At 68.4% G+C, this 20,003-nt stretch carries 19 protein-coding genes; 8 read left to right on the top strand and 11 right to left on the bottom strand.

Going from position 1 to position 20,003, the window contains the following annotated elements; translation table 11 throughout:
- Positions 1-38 precede the first annotated feature (38 nt).
- A complete protein-coding gene (locus tag ACIP5Y_RS14430; RefSeq protein WP_400350323.1) occupies positions 39-959 on the top strand; it encodes an NADP-dependent oxidoreductase in 921 nt (306 codons plus the stop codon).
- Between the two features lie 102 nt (positions 960-1,061).
- On the opposite strand, the gene ACIP5Y_RS14425 is transcribed toward ACIP5Y_RS14430, so the two are convergent.
- Both ACIP5Y_RS14425 and ACIP5Y_RS14420 read right to left on the bottom strand, forming a co-directional pair.
- The gene (locus ACIP5Y_RS14425) at positions 1,062-1,370 is read right to left on the bottom strand and encodes a glutaredoxin domain-containing protein (protein WP_400350321.1); all 309 of its coding nucleotides are present in this window, start codon (positions 1,368-1,370) and stop codon (positions 1,062-1,064) included.
- Positions 1,371-1,435: 65 nt separating this feature from the next.
- Positions 1,436-1,708, bottom strand: a complete 273-nt coding sequence (locus ACIP5Y_RS14420) for a hypothetical protein (RefSeq protein ID WP_396999930.1) — start codon at positions 1,706-1,708, stop codon at positions 1,436-1,438.
- Between the two features lie 650 nt (positions 1,709-2,358).
- Between ACIP5Y_RS14420 and ACIP5Y_RS14415 the strand changes: the two genes are divergently transcribed.
- The 4 genes from ACIP5Y_RS14415 to ACIP5Y_RS14400 all read left to right on the top strand — a co-directional run bounded on the left by ACIP5Y_RS14415 (position 2,359) and on the right by ACIP5Y_RS14400 (position 7,295).
- Positions 2,359-3,681, top strand: coding sequence for a PhoH family protein (locus ACIP5Y_RS14415; RefSeq protein ID WP_400351275.1), 1,323 nt, complete (start codon positions 2,359-2,361; stop codon positions 3,679-3,681).
- Between the two features lie 139 nt (positions 3,682-3,820).
- A complete protein-coding gene (locus ACIP5Y_RS14410; protein WP_400350319.1) occupies positions 3,821-4,369 on the top strand; it encodes an LGFP repeat-containing protein in 549 nt (182 codons plus the stop codon).
- A gap of 200 nt (positions 4,370-4,569) precedes the next feature.
- On the top strand, positions 4,570-5,427 hold the full coding sequence (locus ACIP5Y_RS14405) for an acyl-ACP desaturase (protein ID WP_400350317.1): 858 nt from the start codon (positions 4,570-4,572) through the stop codon (positions 5,425-5,427).
- A 77-nt stretch (positions 5,428-5,504) separates the two neighbouring features.
- On the top strand, positions 5,505-7,295 hold the full coding sequence (locus ACIP5Y_RS14400; protein ID WP_400350315.1) for a flavin-containing monooxygenase: 1,791 nt from the start codon (positions 5,505-5,507) through the stop codon (positions 7,293-7,295).
- A gap of 235 nt (positions 7,296-7,530) precedes the next feature.
- Here the strand turns inward: ACIP5Y_RS14400 and ACIP5Y_RS14395 are convergent, their stop codons facing one another.
- Positions 7,531-7,950, bottom strand: coding sequence for a limonene-1,2-epoxide hydrolase family protein (locus ACIP5Y_RS14395; protein ID WP_400350313.1), 420 nt, complete (start codon positions 7,948-7,950; stop codon positions 7,531-7,533).
- Positions 7,951-7,994: 44 nt separating this feature from the next.
- Positions 7,995-8,741, bottom strand: a complete 747-nt coding sequence (locus ACIP5Y_RS14390) for a TetR/AcrR family transcriptional regulator (RefSeq protein ID WP_400350312.1) — start codon at positions 8,739-8,741, stop codon at positions 7,995-7,997.
- Positions 8,742-8,848: 107 nt separating this feature from the next.
- Here ACIP5Y_RS14390 and ACIP5Y_RS14385 point away from each other — a divergent pair, with 107 nt between their 5' ends.
- The gene (locus tag ACIP5Y_RS14385; protein ID WP_400350311.1) at positions 8,849-10,033 is read left to right on the top strand and encodes an FAD-dependent monooxygenase; all 1,185 of its coding nucleotides are present in this window, start codon (positions 8,849-8,851) and stop codon (positions 10,031-10,033) included.
- Between the two features lie 287 nt (positions 10,034-10,320).
- Here the strand turns inward: ACIP5Y_RS14385 and ACIP5Y_RS14380 are convergent, their stop codons facing one another.
- Both ACIP5Y_RS14380 and glpX read right to left on the bottom strand, forming a co-directional pair.
- Entirely contained in the window at positions 10,321-11,718 is a 1,398-nt protein-coding gene (locus ACIP5Y_RS14380) for a class II fumarate hydratase (RefSeq protein WP_400350310.1), read from the bottom strand.
- A gap of 132 nt (positions 11,719-11,850) precedes the next feature.
- Positions 11,851-12,894 carry a class II fructose-bisphosphatase gene (glpX, locus tag ACIP5Y_RS14375; RefSeq protein ID WP_400350308.1) on the bottom strand — a complete coding sequence of 348 codons (1,044 nt, stop codon included), beginning with the start codon at positions 12,892-12,894 and terminating at the stop codon, positions 11,851-11,853.
- Between the two features lie 173 nt (positions 12,895-13,067).
- Between glpX and ACIP5Y_RS14370 the strand changes: the two genes are divergently transcribed.
- Positions 13,068-13,658, top strand: coding sequence for a DUF4245 domain-containing protein (locus ACIP5Y_RS14370; protein WP_400350307.1), 591 nt, complete (start codon positions 13,068-13,070; stop codon positions 13,656-13,658).
- Positions 13,659-13,661: 3 nt separating this feature from the next.
- Here ACIP5Y_RS14370 and ACIP5Y_RS14365 read toward each other — a convergent pair whose 3' ends face one another.
- The 3 genes from ACIP5Y_RS14365 to ACIP5Y_RS14355 form a co-directional block, all read right to left on the bottom strand.
- Positions 13,662-13,886, bottom strand: coding sequence for an exodeoxyribonuclease VII small subunit (locus tag ACIP5Y_RS14365; protein WP_400350305.1), 225 nt, complete (start codon positions 13,884-13,886; stop codon positions 13,662-13,664).
- Positions 13,879-15,192: an exodeoxyribonuclease VII large subunit gene (gene xseA / locus ACIP5Y_RS14360; RefSeq protein WP_400351274.1), complete on the bottom strand. Its 1,314-nt coding sequence runs from the start codon at positions 15,190-15,192 to the stop codon at positions 13,879-13,881. The genes ACIP5Y_RS14365 and xseA overlap by 8 nt, the downstream gene beginning before the upstream one ends.
- Before the next feature lie 130 nt (positions 15,193-15,322).
- Positions 15,323-16,033, bottom strand: coding sequence for a lipid droplet-associated protein (locus tag ACIP5Y_RS14355; protein ID WP_400350303.1), 711 nt, complete (start codon positions 16,031-16,033; stop codon positions 15,323-15,325).
- 148 nt (positions 16,034-16,181) lie between these two features.
- Between ACIP5Y_RS14355 and ACIP5Y_RS14350 the strand changes: the two genes are divergently transcribed.
- Positions 16,182-17,183: a 4-hydroxy-3-methylbut-2-enyl diphosphate reductase gene (locus ACIP5Y_RS14350; protein ID WP_400350301.1), complete on the top strand. Its 1,002-nt coding sequence runs from the start codon at positions 16,182-16,184 to the stop codon at positions 17,181-17,183.
- Positions 17,184-17,353: 170 nt separating this feature from the next.
- Here the strand turns inward: ACIP5Y_RS14350 and ACIP5Y_RS14345 are convergent, their stop codons facing one another.
- Together ACIP5Y_RS14345 and ACIP5Y_RS14340 are read right to left on the bottom strand one after the other, a co-directional pair.
- Complete coding sequence (locus ACIP5Y_RS14345; protein WP_400350300.1) at positions 17,354-18,568, bottom strand: DUF6542 domain-containing protein; 1,215 nt, start codon at positions 18,566-18,568, stop codon at positions 17,354-17,356.
- A gap of 278 nt (positions 18,569-18,846) precedes the next feature.
- On the bottom strand, positions 18,847-19,989 hold the full coding sequence (locus ACIP5Y_RS14340) for a DNA recombination protein RmuC (protein WP_400350298.1): 1,143 nt from the start codon (positions 19,987-19,989) through the stop codon (positions 18,847-18,849).
- Positions 19,990-20,003 lie beyond the last annotated feature (14 nt).

The following is a 20,003-nucleotide window of genomic DNA, read 5'->3' as shown; positions in this document are numbered from 1 at the left end:
TCGCCCTGCACAGGAACCCCCAACGGAAGAGGTGCGTGATGGCACAGGCGGTCAGGTTCGACGAGTACGGCGATGCCGATGTCTTGAATGTGGTCGAGGTTCCGGATGTGGAACCGGGGCCGGGGCAGGTGGCCGTGACGGTGGTCGCGGCGGGGATCAATCCGGGTGAAGGCAAGATCCGCGGCGGGGCGCTGCACGACCGGTGGCCGGCGAACTTCCCGTCCGGGCAGGGGAGCGACTTCGCCGGGCGGATTGCCGCCGTCGGTGCGGGAGTCGGTGGCGTCGCTGTCGGGGACGAGGTTCTCGGGTTCACCAATGATCGTGCGTCGCAGGCCACCCGTGTCGTGGTACCGGCCGATCAGGTGACGCCCAAGCCCGCCGCGGTCCCGTGGGAAGTGGCGGGGGCGCTGTTCGTCGCCGGGACAACGGCTTTCGCGGCAGTACGCGCGGTGGATGCCGGGCCGGGCGATACGGTCGGGGTATCCGGTGCGGCCGGTGGGGTCGGGTATCTGGTGGTGCAGCTGCTGCGGGCGCGGGGTGCGCGCGCGATCGGGATCGCGGGTCCGGCGAATCAGGAATGGCTGCGCGAGAAAGGATTCGACGCCGTCGAGTACGGCGACGGGCTCGCGGAGCGTCTCCGGGCCGCCGCACCGGGCGGACTGGACGCCTTCATCGACACCCACGGCGTCGGGTACGTGGAACTGGCGATCGAACTCGGTGTGAAGCCCGATCGCATCGACACCATCGCCGACTTCGCCGCGGTGGCGAAGTACGGGGTGAAGGCTGAGGGCAACGGCGCCGCCGACACCATCGACGTGCTCGCCGAACTCGCGGACCTGGTGGCCGCCGGCACCCTCGAGGTTCCGATCGCCGCGACCTACCCCCTCACCGAGGTGCGGGCCGCCTACCGCGACCTGGAACGCGGCCACACCCGCGGCAAGATCGTGCTGCTGCCCTGAGGCGGCTCCGCGCGGTAAGCGGATGATCCGAAGGCGCGTCGGCGCCTGCTCGAAATCAGTGATGCCGCAATCGCTTCGGCGGTGCGCTGACCGTCGTACCGATCAGAAGGTGAGAAACCGGCGCTTACCACCGGTCAGCGCCGGCGTATCGGCGCGCACGGTGGCGATGAGCTCCTTCGGCGCCGGGTTCACCCAGTGCCGCTCGGTGGCGCCGTCGCGCAGCACGACCGTGGGTACGGTCTCGTTGCCGTCGGCCACCGAGCGCACGAAGGCCGCGGCCTCCGGGTCCTCCCAGATGTTCACTTCCCGGTGCACGATGCCGTGGCGGTTGAGCGTGTTCCGCAGGCGCGCGCAGTACGGGCAACCTGGCCGTCGATAGACGACCAGCTCCGCAGGCGATTCGGCGTTCATGGCACGAGTCTAGGTGCGTCGCGGCCGGGCCGGCGGGGCGTCGATGGCCCAGGGGCAGAACAGGTTCAGGAGTGCTTGCCGAGATAGTCGACGTACATCGGGCGTAGCACCTCGCCGATCTCGCCCTCGCCGGCGTGCACGTAGTCGTCGAGCATGGGCAGCACGTATTTGATGTCGGCCTGGCTCTCGCCCAGATCGCCGGCGGCGGCCTCGGCGGCCGGGATCGATTTCAGCAGCTCCCAGAGGAACTTGACGTCACCGCGGCGAACGGCCAGTTTCACGGCGCGGTCGTGCAGCTCCTTGGTGGAGAGCTTCTCGAGATCCTGAGTTTCGGCCATGGACTCGACTCTAGTGGAGCGCGGGGCCGCGCGGCATCAGCAAACACCAAGCGGCCATGGGCGAATGGCAGGGCGGGCGACCCGGTCGCGAACCACACGAGTCGGACCACGCCGATCGGCAGACACGCCGTGTCGGATTTGCGCCGGGGTATCGAATCGAACTCATCGCCGCAGCGCGCCGGGAAGGCCTTGCCCGGCTGCCCGAATCGACTGCCCCGGGGGCGTTGTCGCTGGTCACGGCCACCGGTGATCCGCAACACAGCCGGGTGACGGAACGGCCCGGTGAATTGGGCGAAACACCCAGAGGTGATGGCCGTTAACGGGATCTTCACCAGTCCGCCTGCCAGTCGGGAAGCCGGATCACGAAAACGGCGGTAGCGTCGGGAGTGCGGGCCGCGTAGGTGTGGTTCGTACGGGAGGTCCTGATCGTGACTGAGCAACTCAGTGCGAGGGGGCCGGCACCCGGCCCTCGGGTCATACGACCCCAAGGCTGACCGGCCCAGCGAGAACGCTCGCGCGGTGTCGCGCGGGTGGCAAAGGAGCCCACCGTGACTGATGCACGCTCCGTCAACGCTCCCAGCAGGGACGCCCGCTCCACCGGGAGCCCGCGGTCCACAGCTCCGGGAGTTCGCGCCTCGCAGTCGTCCGCGATTTCTCGCCAGCACGGCACAGATTCCGGACTGAAAACCTTCGTTGTGGATACGTCGGTACTGCTCTCCGACCCTTGGGCCCTGACCCGCTTCGGCGAACACCATGTGGTGCTGCCGCTGGTGGTGATCAGCGAGCTCGAGGCCAAACGACACCACCACGAACTGGGATGGTTTGCCCGCGAGGCACTGCGCATGCTGGACGACATGCGTCTGGCACACGGTCGGCTCGATGAACAGGTGTCGGTCGGCACCGCGGGCGGGACGCTCCAGGTGGAGTTGAACCACACCGACCCCAGCGTCCTTCCGGTCGGATTCCGCACGGACACAAACGATTCCCGCATCCTCGCCTGCGCCCTCAATCTGGCGGCCGAGGGACAGCAGGTCGTGCTGGTGTCCAAGGACATTCCGCTCCGGGTCAAGGCGAGCGCGGTCGGCCTGGCCGCCGACGAGTACCACGCCCAGGATGTCGTCACCTCCGGGTGGACCGGCATGGTGGAACTCGAGGTCGGCGTCGAACTGGTCGACAAGCTGTACAGCGACAGCATCATCGACCTGGACGAGGCCCGGGAACTGCCCTGCCACACCGGGATCCGGCTGCTCGGCCCGCGCACCAGCGCACTGGCCCGGGTGACGCCGGACAAGCGGCTGCAGTTGGTGCGCGGCGACCGGGAGGCCTTCGGGCTGCACGGCCGCTCGGCCGAACAGCGCATCGCGCTGGATCTGTTGCTGGACGAGAGCATCGGCATCGTGTCGCTCGGCGGCCGGGCCGGTACCGGTAAGTCGGCGCTCGCGCTGACCGCCGGACTCGAGGCCGTGCTGGAACGCCGCTCGCACCGCAAGGTGGTGGTCTTCCGCCCGCTGTACGCGGTCGGCGGCCAGGAGCTCGGCTACCTGCCCGGCAGCGAGAGCGACAAGATGGGGCCGTGGGCGCAGGCCGTCTTCGACACCCTCGAAGGGCTCGCCAGCCCGGAGGTGATGGAGGAGGTGCAGGCGCGCGGCATGCTGGAAGTGCTGCCGCTCACCCACATTCGCGGCCGCTCCCTGCACGACTCCTTCGTGATCGTGGACGAGGCGCAGTCGCTGGAACGCAATGTGCTGCTCACCGTGCTCTCGCGGTTGGGCAGTGGTTCGCGGGTGGTGCTCACCCACGATGTGGCGCAGCGCGACAACCTGCGGGTGGGCCGGCACGACGGCGTGGCCGCCGTGATCGAGAAGCTCAAGGGTCACCCGTTGTTTGCTCACGTCACGTTGACCCGTAGTGAGCGGTCGCCGATCGCGGCGCTCGTGACCGAGATGCTGGAGGAGTTCGGGCCCAACGCTTAACCGATAGGCCCTGATTCGACCGGGTGGCTGCGTGCCGCCCGGTCGAATTGCGTTGGCGGATGCGTTTCCTCACGCGGGTCCCGGGGTATCCTTCGCCGGAGATTTGCCGGTAGTCGCCTGAGTACCCGAGGAGATGGAAATGCACCACTTCGCTCGACGCACCGCAGGCATCATCGCTGCCCTCGCGCTCGTGACCGCGCTCGGCGCGGCCTGCGACAAGGACAAGGACAACAAGGACAACAAGTCCAGCGCGACCAGCACCTCCATGACCGCCAACAGCACCACCGAAGCACCCACCACCAGCGCTGAGGCGGGCGGCGCCACCGAAACCAAGATCGCCACCCCCGGTGGCGGCGAAATCGCCGTCGCCGGCGGCATTCTCGACAAGTACAACCAGATGGGCGGCGTCACCAGCCCGCTCGGCCTGCCCACCGGACCCGCCACGGACGCGCCCGACGGCGGCAAGGTGCAGGAATTCGACGGTGGCGCCATCTACAGCAGCCCGGCCCACGGCACCCACGTGGTGTGGGGCGAAATTCGCAAGGCCTGGGAGGCCGACGGCGGCGCCGGCGGGAAGCTCGGCTTCCCGACCAGCGACGAATACGACATCCCCGGTGGCAAGCAGAGCGACTTCAGCGGCGGCTCCATCACCTGGGTCAACGGCGAAACCACCGTCACTCAGAAGTAGCCCGCACGGGTCCGGGACGCCGCGCCGCGCCGTCCCGGACCATACTCACAGCCGAATCACAGCGCCCGGATCCGCATGCCGCGGAGGCGCGCACGACCACGGGATTTGCCCGTACCGCGGGACAGTGGCCGCGACCATAGCAACCGCGAATACGAATCGAAGGTCCCCACGTTTGCCGCGCAGCCGCTAGGTTGTCTCCCGTGCAGAACGTTTTGGCCGACCGCGAGTTGCTGGAAGCGCTCTCGGCGGAGGTGGAGTCGAACCTGACCCGGCATATCGCCGCGGCCGCCGAATGGCAGCCACACGACTATGTGCCGTGGAGCGACGGCCGTAACTTCGAGTTCCTCGGCGGAACCGATTGGGACCCCGGGCAATCCGAGCTCAGCGAGACCGCGAAACTGGCGCTCACCGTCAGCGTGCTCATCGCCGACAACCTGCCCTCCTACCATCGTGAGCTCGGCAAGTACCTGCGCACCGGACACTGGTGGCGCTGGGTCGGCCGCTGGACCGCCGAAGAGAACCGGCACGAGATCCTGATCCGCAACTTCCTCATGGTCGGTCGCGGTGTGGACCCGGTCGCGCTCGAGCGGATGCGCATGGAGCACATGACGCTCGGCTTCCGCCGCCCGGCCATGCACCTGCTCGACGTGCTCGCCGCCTGCGCCTTCGAGGAGCTCGCCGCCGCCGTCCGGCATCGCAATACCGCCGCCCGCGCCGACAATGTCATCGTCGCCGCCATCGCCGACCGGCTCGCCGCCGACGACGAACTGCAGGCCGTCTTCTTCGCCAACCTGATCGAGGCCGCCCTCGACCTGGCGCCCGACCAGACCGTGCGCGCCATCGCCGACCGCATCGCCGACTTCCATGTGCCGGTCGTGCAGCTCGCCGACGGCCGCACCAGCGACGAAGTACTCGCCGCGGCCGGCATCTACGATGCCGAGCAGGAACCCGAACTGGTATTCAAGCCACTGCTCGAGCAGTGGAATATCTTCTCCCGCACCGACTTCGGTGAGGACGGCGAGAAGGCCCGCGCCGAACTGGAGCACCTGCGCGGCTGATCAGCCGAACCACCCCGCACCCGGACCGCGTGCCGTAGCGTTGACGCCGACGGATGCGGTCCCGGGAGGGGTGGGCCATGGCGGGCGGCAAACATGTGATCGTCATCGGCGCCGACATCGCCGGGCTGGTGACCGCGAAAGTGCTGCACGAGGACGGATTCGACGTCCTCGTCCTCGACAAGGCCGCGCATCCGGGCGGCGTCTGGATCGAGTCACGCACCTATCCGGGCCTCCGCACCAACAACTCCCGCCACACCTACGCCTTCTCCGACCACCCCTACCCGCCCTCCGCACCGCTCTTCCCGACCGCACCCGACGTCCGGGCCTACCTCGCTTCCTACATGGACCGCTTCGATCTGGAACCGCTGCTCCGGCTCCGCACCGAAGTCGTCCGCGTCTCGCACGCCGGCAACGGAGTCGACGGCCCGGACGCCGGCTCCGGCCGCGCGGAGAAGAGCGTCGGCAGCGCAGGAACAAGCGTCGATGACACCGCGGTGGAATCCGCCCGCACGGGCGCCGAGTCCGATAGCGCGGGTGCGGGATCCGATCGCATGAGGACAGCACCTGACGGCGTGCCCGCGGACTTCGATGATGGGGGCGAGGGCTTCGAGGTCGAGGTGATAGGACCGGCCGGGCGGGCGATATTGCGGTGTGACTTCGTCGTGGTGTGTGCGGGGGTGTTCTCCGAACCGCGGGTGCCGGTGATCGCGGGCGCCGAACGGTTCGCCGGCGCGCGGTTGCATTCGAGTGCGGCCAGCGATCCGGAGCTGTTCGCAGGCAAGCGGGTCGTGGTGGTCGGCGCGGGTAAGTCCGCGCTGGACTGTGCCGCTTGGGCCGCCGAGCACGCGGCCGACTGCACCTTGGTTTTCCGGCAACCGCATTGGATGGTGCCACGCTATCTGCCGGGCGGGAGTCCGGCGGACGTCCTGCTGGTGAGCCGGTTCGGTGAGATGCTGCTGCCGTATCACCGGATGAATCGGGTCGAGCGGTTTCTGCACGGTCCGGGTCGTATCGTGCCGCGGCTGCTCTGGCTGTTCGTCGGCTTCGCGTGCCGGATCCTGCTGCCGATTCCGCGAATTCTGGTGCCAGAGCACCCGATGCCGGCCGGGATAGAGAATGTCGGGCTGGGGCACGAGTTCTTTCGCATGGTGCAGCGCGGGCGGGTCGATCTGCGGCGCGATGCCATTGCGGCCACACCCGGCGGGTCCGAGATCGTGCTGGAGAGCGGGGCGCGCATGGCGGCCGATGTCCTCGTCTTCGCCACCGGCTGGCGGCAATCGCTGTCGTTCCTGTCACCGGAATTGGAAGCGGCAGTGCGTACCGATGGCCGCTTCCGGCTCTACCGGCACATCCTGCCCCCGACCGAACAGCGCCTCGGCTTCATCGGTTACGCCTCTTCGACGGCCTGCCAGCTCGGCGCCGAGATCTCCGCGCACTGGCTGTCACAGGCCTTCCGCGGCGAACTCGACCTTCCGCCGGTGCCCGAGATGCAACGCGAAACCCTGCGCGTAGCAACATGGCTCGCGAAGGTGCTGCCCGCCCGCTCCGAGGGCTACTTCCTCGGCCCCTACCTCTCTCACCACATCGACGACCTCATGCGCGACATGCGCCTGCCGACCCGCCGCACCGGCAATATCCTCACCGAATACCTGGACGGCTTCTTCCCGACCCGCTACCGGGACCTGCCCGCCGAACGCCGCCGTGCCCGCGAAGGCATTGCCCCACAACCGAACCCCACCTATCTGACCCCCGCCCGCGCAATGGCCGGCCTCGCGCTCCTCGGCTCCGCCTACGCCCTCGTCCGCCGCGCAAAACGCCCATCGAACCGCGCGAAACGCCCATCGAACACCGGCCCACGGCGCCCCTGACCGACCAGAGAGTGTGCGACGGCCGACCGCCCTGCCCCACAGCGCGGAAGACGATGTGTCCCACAGCGCGGAAGGCGATGTAGCCCAGACCGCGGGTGCCCCACAGCAGTTCGAGGGTGGTCGGTGCCGGCATCGCCGCCCGCCTGCTCAGAGGTACTGGGCCCCAACGCCGTCCGCGGCTCCCCGGTGCCGGCGGCCTTGCTCCGGCGGCCTTGCTCGGTGGCTGCGAGTCGGGTCAGCGGCCGGTGACGGCGCGGAAGAGGCCCAGGACGGTGCCGCGGAGGAAATCCTCCCAGGAGAAGTGGTCGTGCCAGAGGACGATCTTGCCGTCGCGGAGGACGAAGGTGCCGCAGACCCAGAAGGGTATTTCGACCGGGCCCCAGCGGAGGTAGTCGGTGCGGTCGGTGAGGACCGTGTCGCCGTCCGCGGCGATGTGGTGGAAATCGGCGCGGAAGCCGAAACTCGGTCGCTCGAGCATCTTCAGCACCTTGCGCACGTTCTTGCGGCCGCGCACGTCCGGCAGGGTGGTGTTCTTCCAGACCAGGCCGGGATCGGCCAGTTCCAGCGCCTCGTCCGTGATCATCATTTCGAGGGCCGCGAAGAACTCCCGGACGGTGGTGATGGCGTCCTGCTGCAACTCGGGTAGCTCCGACATGATCCGAGACTAAGCCGATTCGCCGCCCGGGCATAGGGATCGGCCTACTTCGCACCCCCGGCGCCGCGCTCGGCGATCAGCACGCCCAGACCGTCCAGAATGCGGTCGATCCCGAAGTCCAGGGCCTTACCGCGCCCGGTCTCCTCGGCGTCGCCGCCCATCGTCTCGGCGAAGGCCGCGACCGCGTGCGGGAAGCGCTCGGCCTGGGCCGCCAGCACCGTGCCGAGCTCCCGCGCCAGCTGACCCTCCGTATCGTCGCCGAGCTCCGTGGCGGTCTGCAGCGCCAGCCCCCGGGCATGGCCCAGCAGCAGCACCACGGTGTCGAAGCATTCGGCGGCGGTGAGCCCGGTCCCAGCCATCGCCGCCACCGCCGAGTCCAGCCAGGCGATCTCGTTCGGTCCCATGGGCCGGATGCCGACCGCGAGCTCGTTCATCCACGGATGCGACCGCGCCCGCTCGAAGAAGAGTTCCGCCCACGCGCGCAGATAGGTGCGCCAGTCGTCGACGCCCGGAATCGCTTGGACCGCATCGGGTTTCGGTGGTGTGCCGAGCGTGGTGTCGAGCATGAGCGCCTGCAGCTCACCCTTGCCGGGCACATAGCGGTACAGCCCCATCTTGGCGCAGCCGAGGCGTTCGGCCAGGCGCTGCATGGACAGGTTGGCGAGCCCTTCGGCATCGGCGAGGTCGATGGCCTCGCCGACGATGCGCTCCAGGGTGAGCGAAGGCTTCGGCCCACGCCGGGGTCGATTCGGGGTGCCCCACAGCAGTTCGAGGGTGGTCGGTGCCGGCATGGTCGCCATCTTTCCGGATAAGGGAGTTGACAGGTAACTGCGTCCACCATACTCTTTTAATCATCAAAAGCGTCCTTGGGACGCAGTTAGTCGAAGGAGCACCTGACATGCGCAAGACCACCGCCCTCGTCTCCGGCGCCAGCATCGCCGGGCCGGCCCTCGCCTACTGGCTGAACCGCTACGGCTTCGAGGTCACCGTCGTGGAGAAGACGCCCGGCCTGCGGCCCGGCGGCCAGGCCGTCGACTTCACCGGTACGACCCACAAGACCGTGCTCGAGCGCATGGGCATCCTGGACGACATCGAGCGCCGCCAGACCGGCAAGACCGACTGGGTTCTGGTCGACGAATCCGGCGCCCGGCAGGGCGTGATCACCGGCGACTTCCTCGGCGGCGATATCGAGATCGTGCGCGGCGACCTGTCCGAGATCCTCTACAGCCGCACCGCGAACGACTGCGAATACCTCTTCGGCGACACGATCACCGCGCTCACCGACAGCGCGGACGGGGTCTACGTCGAGTTCCAGCACGCACCCGCCCGCCACTTCGACCTCGTGTTCGGCTGCGACGGCATCCACTCACGGGTGCGCAAGCTGGCTTTCGGCCCGGAATCGGACTACGTGAAGCACGAGGGCTACTACTACGCCCTCGCCGGTGGCTCGCGCTGGGAAGGCGCGCGGGAGGGCGTACGGGAACGCGCGGAGATGCTGGGCTGCAACACCCCCGGGCGGTTCGCCATGGCCGGTGGCCCGAAGGCGGCGCAGATGTACGTGTTCAGCTCGCCCGAACTCGACTTCGAGCGGGACGATTTCGACGCGCAACGCCGTATCGTCGCCGAGAAGTTCACCGGTATGGGCTGGGAGGTGCCGCGCATGCTGGCCGAGTTGCCGCAGCTGGACGGCTTCTACCTGGACGCGCTCGCCAAGGTGTCGATGAAGCATTACACGAACGGTCGCGTCGCGTTGGTCGGTGACGCCGCGTACGGCGCCACCCTGGCCGGATTCGGCACCGGCCTGGCCGTCGTCGGCGCGTACGTGCTGGCCGGTGAACTGGCCGCCGCGAACGGTGATCACACCGCGGCCTTCGCCCGGTACGAGCAGATCATGAAGCGCTACACCCGCAAATCCGATGACGCGAGCCCGGGCCGTTTCATGGCCCCGAGGACTGCTCGTGGAATCAAGATGCGCAACTGGTTCCTGGGCTCACGCGCCTTCGGTCTGATGGTGAAGTACGCCGAGAACGCCAAGAACGATATCGATCTGATCGATTACCCGGAAATGGCCGGTGCGCGGTAATCCGCGAGGTGGCGTCCGGGACATGCATGCGTGGATATGGCGGCCCATGGCCGCCATATCCACGCATGATCGTCAGAGAATCCCAAGGATCGTAAAGATTGTTCCGGCTGCGCCGGCGAGACCGAGGGCGGCGAGGAAACCCGCGAGTGCTAGCAACATGGTTCTTTCCTTTCGTGGAACATCCGCGTGTTACGGACACTGGATAAATCGCGAGTCGGCAGTGATCCGTTTCACAGTCTGTTTCGAAAAGAAAAAAATAGATTGCTGACCGGGAATCTGTTCCGTGTTTACTTCTTCGGGTCGTCGACCTTCGCCATGGACAGGACGTCCAGTCGGCGATCGAGCTCCTCGACGGGCAGCTTGTCGCTGATCAGGCCCCGATCGATGACCGTCTGCCGGATCGTCTTCTTCTCCTTCAACGCCTGCTTGGCAACCGCGGCGGCCTCCTCGTAACCGATCGCGGAATTGAGTGGAGTCACAATTGACGGAGAGGATTCCGCGAGCTGACGCAGCCGGTCGATATCGGCCACCAATCCGCTGACACAGCGGTCGGCGAACAGCCGGGAAACATTGGCGAGCAGGCGCACCGACTCGAGGACATTCCGTGCCATCACCGGAATGTAGACATTCAATTCGAATGCGCCGTTACCGCCGCCCCACGCAATTGCGGCGTCATTTCCGATGACCTGTGCGGCCACCTGGGTAACCGCCTCCGGGAGAACGGGATTCACCTTGCCGGGCATGATGGACGAACCGGGTTGCAAATCGGGCAGCTGGATTTCGGCGAGACCGGTGAGCGGGCCGGAACCCATCCAGCGAATATCATTGGCAATCTTGGTGAGACTGATCGCCACCGTGCGCAGCGCGCCGGACAACTCCACCAGTGCGTCCCGGGCGGCCTGCGCCTCGAAATGGTCACGCGCCTCGGACAATTCGTCCAGGCCGGTCGCTTTCACCAGTTCCGCAACGACTTTCGCGCCGAAACCCACCGGCGCGTTCAGGCCGGTGCCGACCGCGGTACCGCCGATCGCCAGCTCGCCCACCCGCGGCAGGGTGGCGATCAGGCGCTCGATACCGGCGGTGACCTGGCGGGTGTAGCCGCCGAACTCCTGGCCCAGCGTCACCGGCACCGCGTCCATGAGATGCGTGCGGCCGGACTTCACCACGTACTTCCACTCGGTCGACTTGTCCAGCAGGGCCAGCCGCAGATGATCCAGCGCCGGCACCAGATCCTTGACCACGGCCTCGGTGGCCGCGAGATGCGTTGCGGTGGGGAAGGTGTCGTTCGACGACTGCGACATGTTCACATCGTCGTTGGGATGCACGGTGACGCCGTGCGCGGCGGCGATGCTCGCGATCACCTCGTTGGCGTTCATGTTCGAGCTGGTGCCGGAGCCGGTCTGGAACACATCGATGGGGAACTGCTCGTCATGCTCACCGGCGGCGATCTCCGCCGCGGCGGCGATGATGGCGGCGGCCTTGTCCTGGTCCAGCAGCCCCAGATCGCGGTTCACCTCGGCGCAGGCCGCCTTCAGCAGGCCGAGCGCGCGAATCTGGGCGCGCTCCAGGCCACGTCCGCTGATCGGGAAGTTCTCCACCGCGCGCTGCGTCTGCGCGCGCCACAGCGCGTCGACGGGGACGCGGACCTCACCCATGGTGTCGTGTTCGATGCGGTACTCGGTCATGAATCCGACCCTATGCCCGCACCGGGTGGCGTGGGGGTGCCACGCCTGAGGCAATCCGCACACTCGGCCGGGGAATAGCGGTGTGGCCGGGCAGTCTCCTCGACTGCCCGGCCACACAAAGGTTTTCGCCGATCAGGGCAGCGGCGGGGTGGCGTGCTCGTCGCCGACGAAGTCCACCGACGCGTACTCGCGCAGCTTGGTGAGACGGTGGTAGGCGTCGATCATGCGGACCGTGCCGGACTTGGCGCGCATCACGATCGACTGGGTGTAAGCGCCGCCGCCGTAGTAGCGCACGCCCTCGAGCAGATCGCCGTCGGTGACGCCGGTGGCGCTGAAGAAGACGTCCTCACCGCCGACCAGATCCTCGGTGGACAGGATGCGGTCCAGATCGTGGCCGGCGGCGATGGCCTTCTCCTTCTCGGCCTCGTCCTTCGGGGCCAGCCGGGCCTGCAGCGCGCCGCCCAGGCAGCGCATGGCGGCCGCGGCGATGATGCCCTCGGGGGTGCCGCCGATGCCGATGAGCACGTCAACGCCGGACTCGGGGCGGGCACAGGCGATGGCGCCGGCCACGTCACCGTCGGAGATGAGGCGGATGCGGGCGCCGGCGTCGCGGACCTCACGGATGTGGCGCTCGTGGCGCGGCCGGTCCAGGACGCAGACGGTCAGGTCGGAGACCGACGAGTTCTTGGCCTTGGCGACCCGGCGTAGGTTCTCCGCGATCGGGGCGCCGAGATCGATGACATCGGCGGCGTCCGGGCCGACGGCGATCTTCTCCATGTAGAACACGGCCGACGGGTCGAACATGGCGCCGCGTTCGGCGACCGCGAGGACCGCGATGGCGCCCGGCGAGCCCTTGGCCATCAGGGTGGTGCCGTCGATCGGGTCGACGGCGAAGTCGAGTTCCGGGCCGGTGCCGTCGCCCACGAGCTCACCGTTGTAGAGCATGGGCGCCTCATCCTTCTCGCCCTCGCCGATCACCACGATGCCGCGCATCGAAACGGTCGCCACCAGCTGCCGCATCGCATCCACGGCCGCACCGTCGCCACCTTCCTTGTCGCCGCGGCCGACCCAGCGGCCCGCGGCCATGGCGCCGGCCTCGGTCACCCGGACCAATTCCAGTGCGAGGTTGCGGTCCGGGGCCTCGCGGCGGCTGGTTGCGGGTGTGGGTGCCGTCATTACGGTGCCTCCTTGGTTGTCTACTGCTGCGTAAATTGTCGCATTGCGGTTTCGGGGCTCCTGCAAGTACTGACGTTTCACTTCCGCCCTGGTACTCCATCTTTTACGACGCGATGTAGTCGAAGTACGCCCTGTGAGCGGGATCGCAGAGGGCGGCAGTGGATACTGAGCGGGTGTCGTACCAAAAGCCGCGGACCCAGCACGACTACAAGGACCTCTTCTGGTCGCTGCTACCCCTGGTGCTGATCTGCCTCGTCATCGCGGGCATCGCCAGCCAGTGCACCTTCTCGGCGAAAGGTCCGACCCAGGGCCAGATTCCGAACTTCGACGCGAAAGCCGCGCTCACCGACGATGCGCGGACGCTGTCGTTCCCGGTACGCCTGCCCGCCCTGCCGGACAACGGGCCCGGCAAATGGACCCCCAACTCGGGCAGCCACGACACCATCGTCGGCGCGGGCGGCGGCGCCGTGAGCACGGTCGGCTTCATCAGCCCGCAGGGCACCTATATGCAGCTGACCCAGACCAACGCCACCGAAGACGCGCTGGCCAAGAAGATCATGGGCAACCAATACGCCAGCGGCACCGAGCAGGTCGGTGACCGCAAGTGGGTCGTCTACGGCGACCCGGGCAGCGAGCCCGCGTGGATCACCGACTTCGGCGATGTCCGCGTACTCATCAAGGGCGCCGGCAACCACGACATCTTCACCACCCTCGCCACCGCCGTCGACAACGCTCAGCCGCTGCCCAAGAAGGCGCAGCAGTAACCGCTACTTCTCCGCGGAACGATGGGACAGCGCGTCCTCGACGCGCTTCCGGGCGCCGGCCAGGTGCTCCTCACAGCGGTTGGCGAGGGCCTCGCCACGCTCCCACAGTGCCAGCGAATCGTCGAGGTCCATGCCGCCCTGTTCGAGCATCTTGACCACATTGACGAGTTCGTCGCGGGCGCGTTCGTAACCGAAGGCGGCGATTTCGGTGCGATCGTCGTCAGTCATTCGGGGTGGATTCCTTTCGGGGAGCACGGGATCGGGGCGCCGCGGATTGCGAGCCCAGGGCGGCGGCGCTGACGGCGCCATCGGCCACGCGGATGCGGAGCTGGGTGCCGGGCGGTGCGTCGTCGATGGAACGGACCACCTCGCGGTCCTTGCCGATGACCTTCTGCACGACCGCGTAACCGCGAGCCAGGGTCGCGGCGGGGCCGACGGCGGACAGCTTCTCGCGGAGATGCCGGGTGGCGGTGGACTCGGCGGTGAGGGCATGGTCGATGGCGCGGCGGGCCGCGGTGCGCAGCCGTTCCACCTCGTCGTGCTTCTGCTCCAGCGTGCGCAGCGGGTCGGCGAGGACCGGACGGGAGCGCAGCTGCTCCAGGGCCCGGGATTCGCGCTCCACCCAGCCGCGCAGGGCGGCGGCGGCGCGCGCCCGGAGTTCCTGCAGCAGCGCGGCTTCGGCGGCGGCGTCGGGGACGATGCGTTTCGCGGCATCGGTCGGGGTGGCCGCGCGCAGGTCGGCCACATAGTCGGAGAGCGGATTGTCGGGCTCGTGACCGATGGCGCTGACGATCGGGGTCTTGGCGGAAACGATTGCGCGGCAGAGGGTCTCGTCGGAGAACGGGAGCAGGTCCTCGACGCTGCCGCCACCGCGCGCCAGCACGATGACATCCACCTCCGGATGCGCGTCGAGCGCGGTGAGCGCCTCCAGGATCTGCGGCACCGCGGTCGGGCCCTGCACCGCGGTATTGCGGATCTCGAAGCGCACGGCGGGCCAGCGTTGCGTCGCGACCTTCACCACATCGTGCTCGGCGGCGCTGGCGCGGCCGGTAATGAGGCCGATCCGGTTGGGCAGGAAGGGAATCGGGCGCTTCAGCCGCGGATCGAACAGGCCCTCGGCCGCCAGCAGCGCCTTCAGCCGTTCGATGCGGGCGAGCAGTTCACCGATGCCGACCGGGCGAATCTCGGTGACGCGCAACGAGATCGTGCCGCGGCCGGTGAAGAACGACAGCTTGCCGTACACGATGACGCGGCTGCCCTCTTGCAGCGGCACCGCCGAATTGCGGAGCAGGTCCGGATCGCAGGTCACCGACAACGACATATCGGCGGCCGTATCCCGCAGCACCAGAAACGCGGTCCGGGTGCCCGGCCGCAGATTCATCTGGGTGATCTGCCCCTCGACCCAGATCGCGCCGAGCCGATCGATCCACTGCGCCACCTTCACCGCGATACTGCGGACGGGCCAGGGATGCTCGGGGGAATTGTCGGGACGCGCAGCGCTGTTCTGCTCGCCGCTCCCTTGCTCGGTGCTCACCGCACCGATTGTGTCAGTGCCCACCGACCCGATTGTGTCAGCGTCGGCGGAACACCCCGGGCAACGCCTCGCCAAAGAAAAACGAGGCCGGATCGGTGCCCATCGATCCGGCCCCGCGGGGCGATATTTCCTACTTGGCCGTCACGGTCGCGATGCGGTTCGTCAGCATGGTGACGAACGGCGCACGATCGAGGGTGCCCTGCTCGTATTCGAGGAGGGTGGCCAGATCGTCGACGCTCAGCTGACGCAGCCGGGCACGCAGCTGGGCGATGGTCATATTGGAGTAATCGAAGCGGGCCGCGACTTCCGGCTCGGTCACCCCGGCACTGCTCTCCGCGACCGCGGCACTGCCGTTGTGGCCGTTGGTGGCCGCCTTGGAAGTGATTGCGGGGGCCGGGGTTTCGGCGGTCTCCGATTCGGCAGCCTCCTGCGCGGCCGATTCGGCAACCGGTTCGGGTTCGGCCGCAATGGGTTCGGCGACCGGTTCGAAAACCGCCGGAGCCGGAGTTTCGGCTACCGGCTCTTCGGGAGTAAAGAGGTCGAAACGGCTATTGCGCACCGATTGCGGGGCGGCGCTGGGGGTTTGCTCGTCAACGTCGTCCTCGTCGAATGTGGCCCACTCGGGCTGTTCTTCGGGCTGGTTGATCAAACGGTCGAAAACAGCGTCACCTTTGAGCGCAAGGCTGGTCACGAACTGCTGCAGGTGCATCGTGGTCTGCAGCAGCTGGCTGACCGCGGTGATCGGGAAATTGATTGCGTTGGTCGGTAGCCGGCGAGTTTCCTCGAGGGCATAGACGGCAGCCCCGGCGGCGACCCGGGCCAGGAACGGAGGTCGGAACATGCCCCTAGCCTGCCCGAAATGCCGTGTGATGCAAAGGTGAGATCTCACGGAATGTGATTTTGTGCGTAGTTCGCATTCCGGATCGCACCGGGCCCGTTGAACGGAGACGCGCCGCAGACCTTCGGGGCGTCCCAGTATTGTTGGGGTCATGTCTTCGGCTATCCCTTTGAACGTCGGAATCGTCCGGTCCGCGGCGGGTGCTGCCGACGCGCCGAAACGAGTACTGCTCGCCGAACCACGCGGCTACTGCGCCGGCGTCGATCGCGCCGTCGAAACGGTGGAGAAGGCGCTCGAGAAGCACGGCGCCCCGATCTATGTGCGCAAGGAGATCGTGCACAACCGGCACGTTGTGGAGACACTGCGGGACCGCGGCGTGATCTTCGTGGACGACACCGCCGAGGTGCCCGAGGGCGCGCTCGTGGTGTTCTCCGCGCACGGCGTCTCGCCGGCCGTGCACGAGGCCGCCGCCGAACGCAGCCTGCACACCATCGACGCCACCTGCCCGCTGGTCACCAAGGTGCACCAGGAGGCCAAGCGCTTCGCCCGCGACGACTTCGACATCCTGCTCATCGGTCACGAGGGGCACGAGGAGGTCGAGGGCACCGCGGGTGAGGCCCCCGATCACGTACAGCTGGTGGACGGCCCGGACGCCGTCGACAGCGTCACCGTGCGCGACGAGAACAAGGTGATCTGGCTGTCGCAGACCACCCTCTCGGTCGACGAGACCATGGAGACGGTGAACCGGCTGCGGCTGAAGTTCCCGAAGCTGCAGGATCCGCCGAGCGACGACATCTGCTACGCCACCTCCAACCGCCAGACCGCGGTGAAAGCCATGGCGCCCGAATGCGATCTGGTGATCGTGGTCGGCTCCCGCAACTCCTCCAACTCGGTCCGCCTGGTCGAGGTGGCGCTGGGTGCGGGCGCCAAGGCGGCCTACCTGATCGACTACGCCCGGGAATTGGATCCGGCCTGGCTCGAGGGCGCGCGCACGATCGGTGTCACCTCGGGTGCGTCGGTGCCGGAGATCCTGGTCCAGGGTGTCCTGGAACTGCTGGGCGAGCACGGTTTCGGCGAGGTGCTGCCGGTGACCACCGCCAACGAGACCCTGGTCTTCTCGCTGCCGCGCGAACTGCGCGCCGCACGCGCCTGATTCACGAGACGAACGCTTCCGGCCGGAAGCACGACTGCGCCCCTTGCGGAATCCGCAAGGGGCGCAGTCGTTTCGGGCTGGGAACTGGGGTGGCGGGTTGATCGCCCGGCGCGGCCGCAGGATGGCGGGATAGCCGGGTCGCGGGCCCGTTGCCACCGCAGTGGCGGCCTTCAGCGCTCGATGCGGCCCGAATCGCGTTCGCGGTAGCGGACATTCGGGCGGGGGTGCGGGGGGAGGTCGCTGGCGGGCTGGGCGCGCCTGCGGCGGCCACCCTCGGCGGGTGGATTGCGGTCGGCCGATGCGCGCCCGGGTAGTGGCGGGTCCGGGTTGTCGGGCTTGCGCCGGCGGCCGCCCTCGGCGGGCGGGGTGGCGCCGCGGCCGGGAACCTGGCCATCGGCATTGTCGGGCTTGCGGCGGCGGCCGCCTTCCTGGGGCACGCTGCCCGGGTAGTCGGGGACGGGTCCGGCGGCATTGTCCGGGCGGCGGCGCCGGCCGCCTTCGCTGGGGGCGGCCCGGCCGATGGGCTGGGAGTCGGTGTTCTCGGCGCGGCGGCGGCCGCCCTCGACGGCCGGATTGGCCCGGCTGATCGGCTGCGAGTCGGCGCTGTCCGGCCGGCGGCGGCGCCCGCCCTCGGCGGGCGGATTCGCGACGCGGTTGAGGGGCTGGGACTCGGCGCTGTCGGGGCGGCGCCGACGGCCGCCCTCGGCGGCGGGCGGGGTCCGGTCGGTACCGGACGGCCGGGCGGCGGCGGACTGGCCGGTACGGGCGCCCTGGCGGCTGTTCGCGCCCACGCGTGGCGGACCGGCGGCGGTCCGGCCGGCGGGGCGGCGGCCGCGGGTGGTCTCGGTGTCCGGTGTGCTGTCGTCCTCGGCGGCGGCGGCGCGGAAGCGTCGTCTGGCCGGATCCTTGGGATCGGCAGCACGGGTGCGGGCGCCGCGGGCGGTGCTGCCGGGCCGGGTGCTGCGGGTGCGTGGTTTGCGGGCTTCCTCGCCGGCGCCGCGGCCGCGGCGGTCCAGCAGGATGCGCACGGCGCCGATGACCAGAATCAGCACGGTGGCCAGTGCCATGGTGGGGAATCGCTTCACCAGCGGGACGGCCAGATCCAGCACGATGTCCTTGATCTTCAGGCTCGACGAGGAGCCCAGCATGATCTGCTGGCATACCGGTATCGCTACGAAAAGTAGGAGCGGCGGCAGCACCATCGTGGTGAACAGGGCCCGGTACCGGACCACCAGGACGGCCAGTACGCAGCCCACCACATACCCGGTCGCGAAGGTTCCGTGCAGCTCGTTACCGCTGTGATTGTCGAGCAGGAAACCGATGAAGGTGCACGTCACAGCGATCAGCACCGCGGCCCAGGCGGGTACTCCGGGAACCGACGGCACGATCGAACGGTGCGACGGAGGCACCTCGTCTCGCTCGCGTTGGGTAACTGCCACGTCAAGCACACTAAGGCATATCGCTGTTTCACGAGGCAGGCGACGCTCTGCCTAATTGCCCTCCGCTTCGCTCTGGGCGGGCTCGCGGCCCTGAAGTCTCGGTCTTCCCTCCCTCCGCTCCCCCGCTTCGCTCCTCCGCTCCACTCAGTCCAGACCGAGCCGGCCGCGAGCCATCAGGTGTTTGTAGACGCTAGCTGTGCAATGGCCGGCGGTTGTGTGCAACATCATGCTGTGTGGTCGGTGGAATCTGTGAAGCCGACCGCGCGCGGCCAGGATTCGACGCGGCGGACATCGGGGACGGGTTGGTCGGCGATATCCAGTTCGTGAAGTTTGCGAGCCGTCACGAGGACGCGGGACTCGACCGAGGCGACGGTGTGGTTGAAGGCGTCCACCGCCTTGCCGAGTTGAGAGCCGAGCCGGTCGAAGTGGCGGGCGGTGGTGCCGAGGCGGGTGTAGAGCTCGCGGCCGAGCTGCTGGATCAGTGCCATGTCCTCCGACAGTGCTTCCTGTCGCCAGCCCAGCGCGATGGTGCGGAGCAGGGCCACCAGGGTGGTGGGGGTCGCGAGGATGACATTGCGGCCGAAGGCGTATTCGAGGAGCGCCGAATCGGTGGTGAGGGCCGCGTCCAGGAACGGATCGCCGGGGACGAACAGCACCACGAATTCGGGGGAGGGGTCGAAGGCGGCCCAGTACTCCTTGGCGGAGAGCTGGTCGATGTGGTTGCGCAGGTGGCGGGCGTGGCGGGCGAGGTAGCCGTCGCGTTCGCGGGGATCCTCGGTGCCCGCGGCGTCGAGGTAGGCGGTGCAGGGCACCTTGGCGTCGACCACGATCTGGCGGCCGCCGGAGAGCCGCACCACCATGTCTGGGCGCACCACGGTGTCGCCGCGGCGAGTGACCTGGGTGTCGAAATCACAGTGTTTGGCCATGCCCGCCAGTTCGACCACGCGCTCCAGCTGGATCTCGCCCCAGCGGCCGCGCACCTGCGGCGCGCGCAGGGCGGCCACCAAATGCCCGGTCTGCGTGGACAATTGATGTGACATGCGCTGCATGCCCGCAACCTGTTCGCGCAGGCCGGAATACGCGTTGATGCGATTGTGCTCGACCTCCCGGATGTGGCGGTCCAGCGAGCCGACCGCCTCGCGCAGGGGTTCCACCAGGGTGCCGATGGCATGCGACTGCCGGCGCGCCGCATCCTCGCTGGCCGCGCCCAGCGACTGCCGTAGCAGCCGTTCGTTGTCCCGCAGGGCGGCCAGCCGGGCCTCCGCCACCGCCGCGCGCTGACCCGCCCGCGCGGCATGGCCCAGCCAGCCCAGGGCGAGGCCCGAAACGAACACCAAAAGCAGCGCGAACAGCATCGGTGCGGTCATGGCTGCCGATAGTG

The sequence above is a fragment of the Nocardia sp. NPDC088792 genome (assembly GCF_044750615.1).
In the GTDB taxonomy this organism is placed as follows: domain Bacteria; phylum Actinomycetota; class Actinomycetes; order Mycobacteriales; family Mycobacteriaceae; genus Nocardia.
This window is presented reverse-complemented; position numbering and strand designations above follow the sequence as displayed.

Coding starts and splice junctions, on each gene's coding strand:
- ACIP5Y_RS14430 (WP_400350323.1), top strand. CDS start 39: ATGGCACAGGCGGTCAGGTTCGACGAGTACGGCGATGCCGATGTCTTG.
- ACIP5Y_RS14425 (WP_400350321.1), bottom strand. CDS start 1,370: ATGAACGCCGAATCGCCTGCGGAGCTGGTCGTCTATCGACGGCCAGGT.
- ACIP5Y_RS14420 (WP_396999930.1), bottom strand. CDS start 1,708: ATGGCCGAAACTCAGGATCTCGAGAAGCTCTCCACCAAGGAGCTGCAC.
- ACIP5Y_RS14410 (WP_400350319.1), top strand. CDS start 3,821: ATGCACCACTTCGCTCGACGCACCGCAGGCATCATCGCTGCCCTCGCG.
- ACIP5Y_RS14400 (WP_400350315.1), top strand. CDS start 5,505: ATGGCGGGCGGCAAACATGTGATCGTCATCGGCGCCGACATCGCCGGG.
- ACIP5Y_RS14395 (WP_400350313.1), bottom strand. CDS start 7,950: ATGTCGGAGCTACCCGAGTTGCAGCAGGACGCCATCACCACCGTCCGG.
- ACIP5Y_RS14390 (WP_400350312.1), bottom strand. CDS start 8,741: ATGCCGGCACCGACCACCCTCGAACTGCTGTGGGGCACCCCGAATCGA.
- ACIP5Y_RS14385 (WP_400350311.1), top strand. CDS start 8,849: ATGCGCAAGACCACCGCCCTCGTCTCCGGCGCCAGCATCGCCGGGCCG.
- ACIP5Y_RS14380 (WP_400350310.1), bottom strand. CDS start 11,718: ATGACCGAGTACCGCATCGAACACGACACCATGGGTGAGGTCCGCGTC.
- glpX (WP_400350308.1), bottom strand. CDS start 12,894: ATGACGGCACCCACACCCGCAACCAGCCGCCGCGAGGCCCCGGACCGC.
- ACIP5Y_RS14365 (WP_400350305.1), bottom strand. CDS start 13,886: ATGACTGACGACGATCGCACCGAAATCGCCGCCTTCGGTTACGAACGC.
- ACIP5Y_RS14355 (WP_400350303.1), bottom strand. CDS start 16,033: ATGTTCCGACCTCCGTTCCTGGCCCGGGTCGCCGCCGGGGCTGCCGTC.
- ACIP5Y_RS14350 (WP_400350301.1), top strand. CDS start 16,182: ATGTCTTCGGCTATCCCTTTGAACGTCGGAATCGTCCGGTCCGCGGCG.
- ACIP5Y_RS14340 (WP_400350298.1), bottom strand. CDS start 19,989: ATGACCGCACCGATGCTGTTCGCGCTGCTTTTGGTGTTCGTTTCGGGC.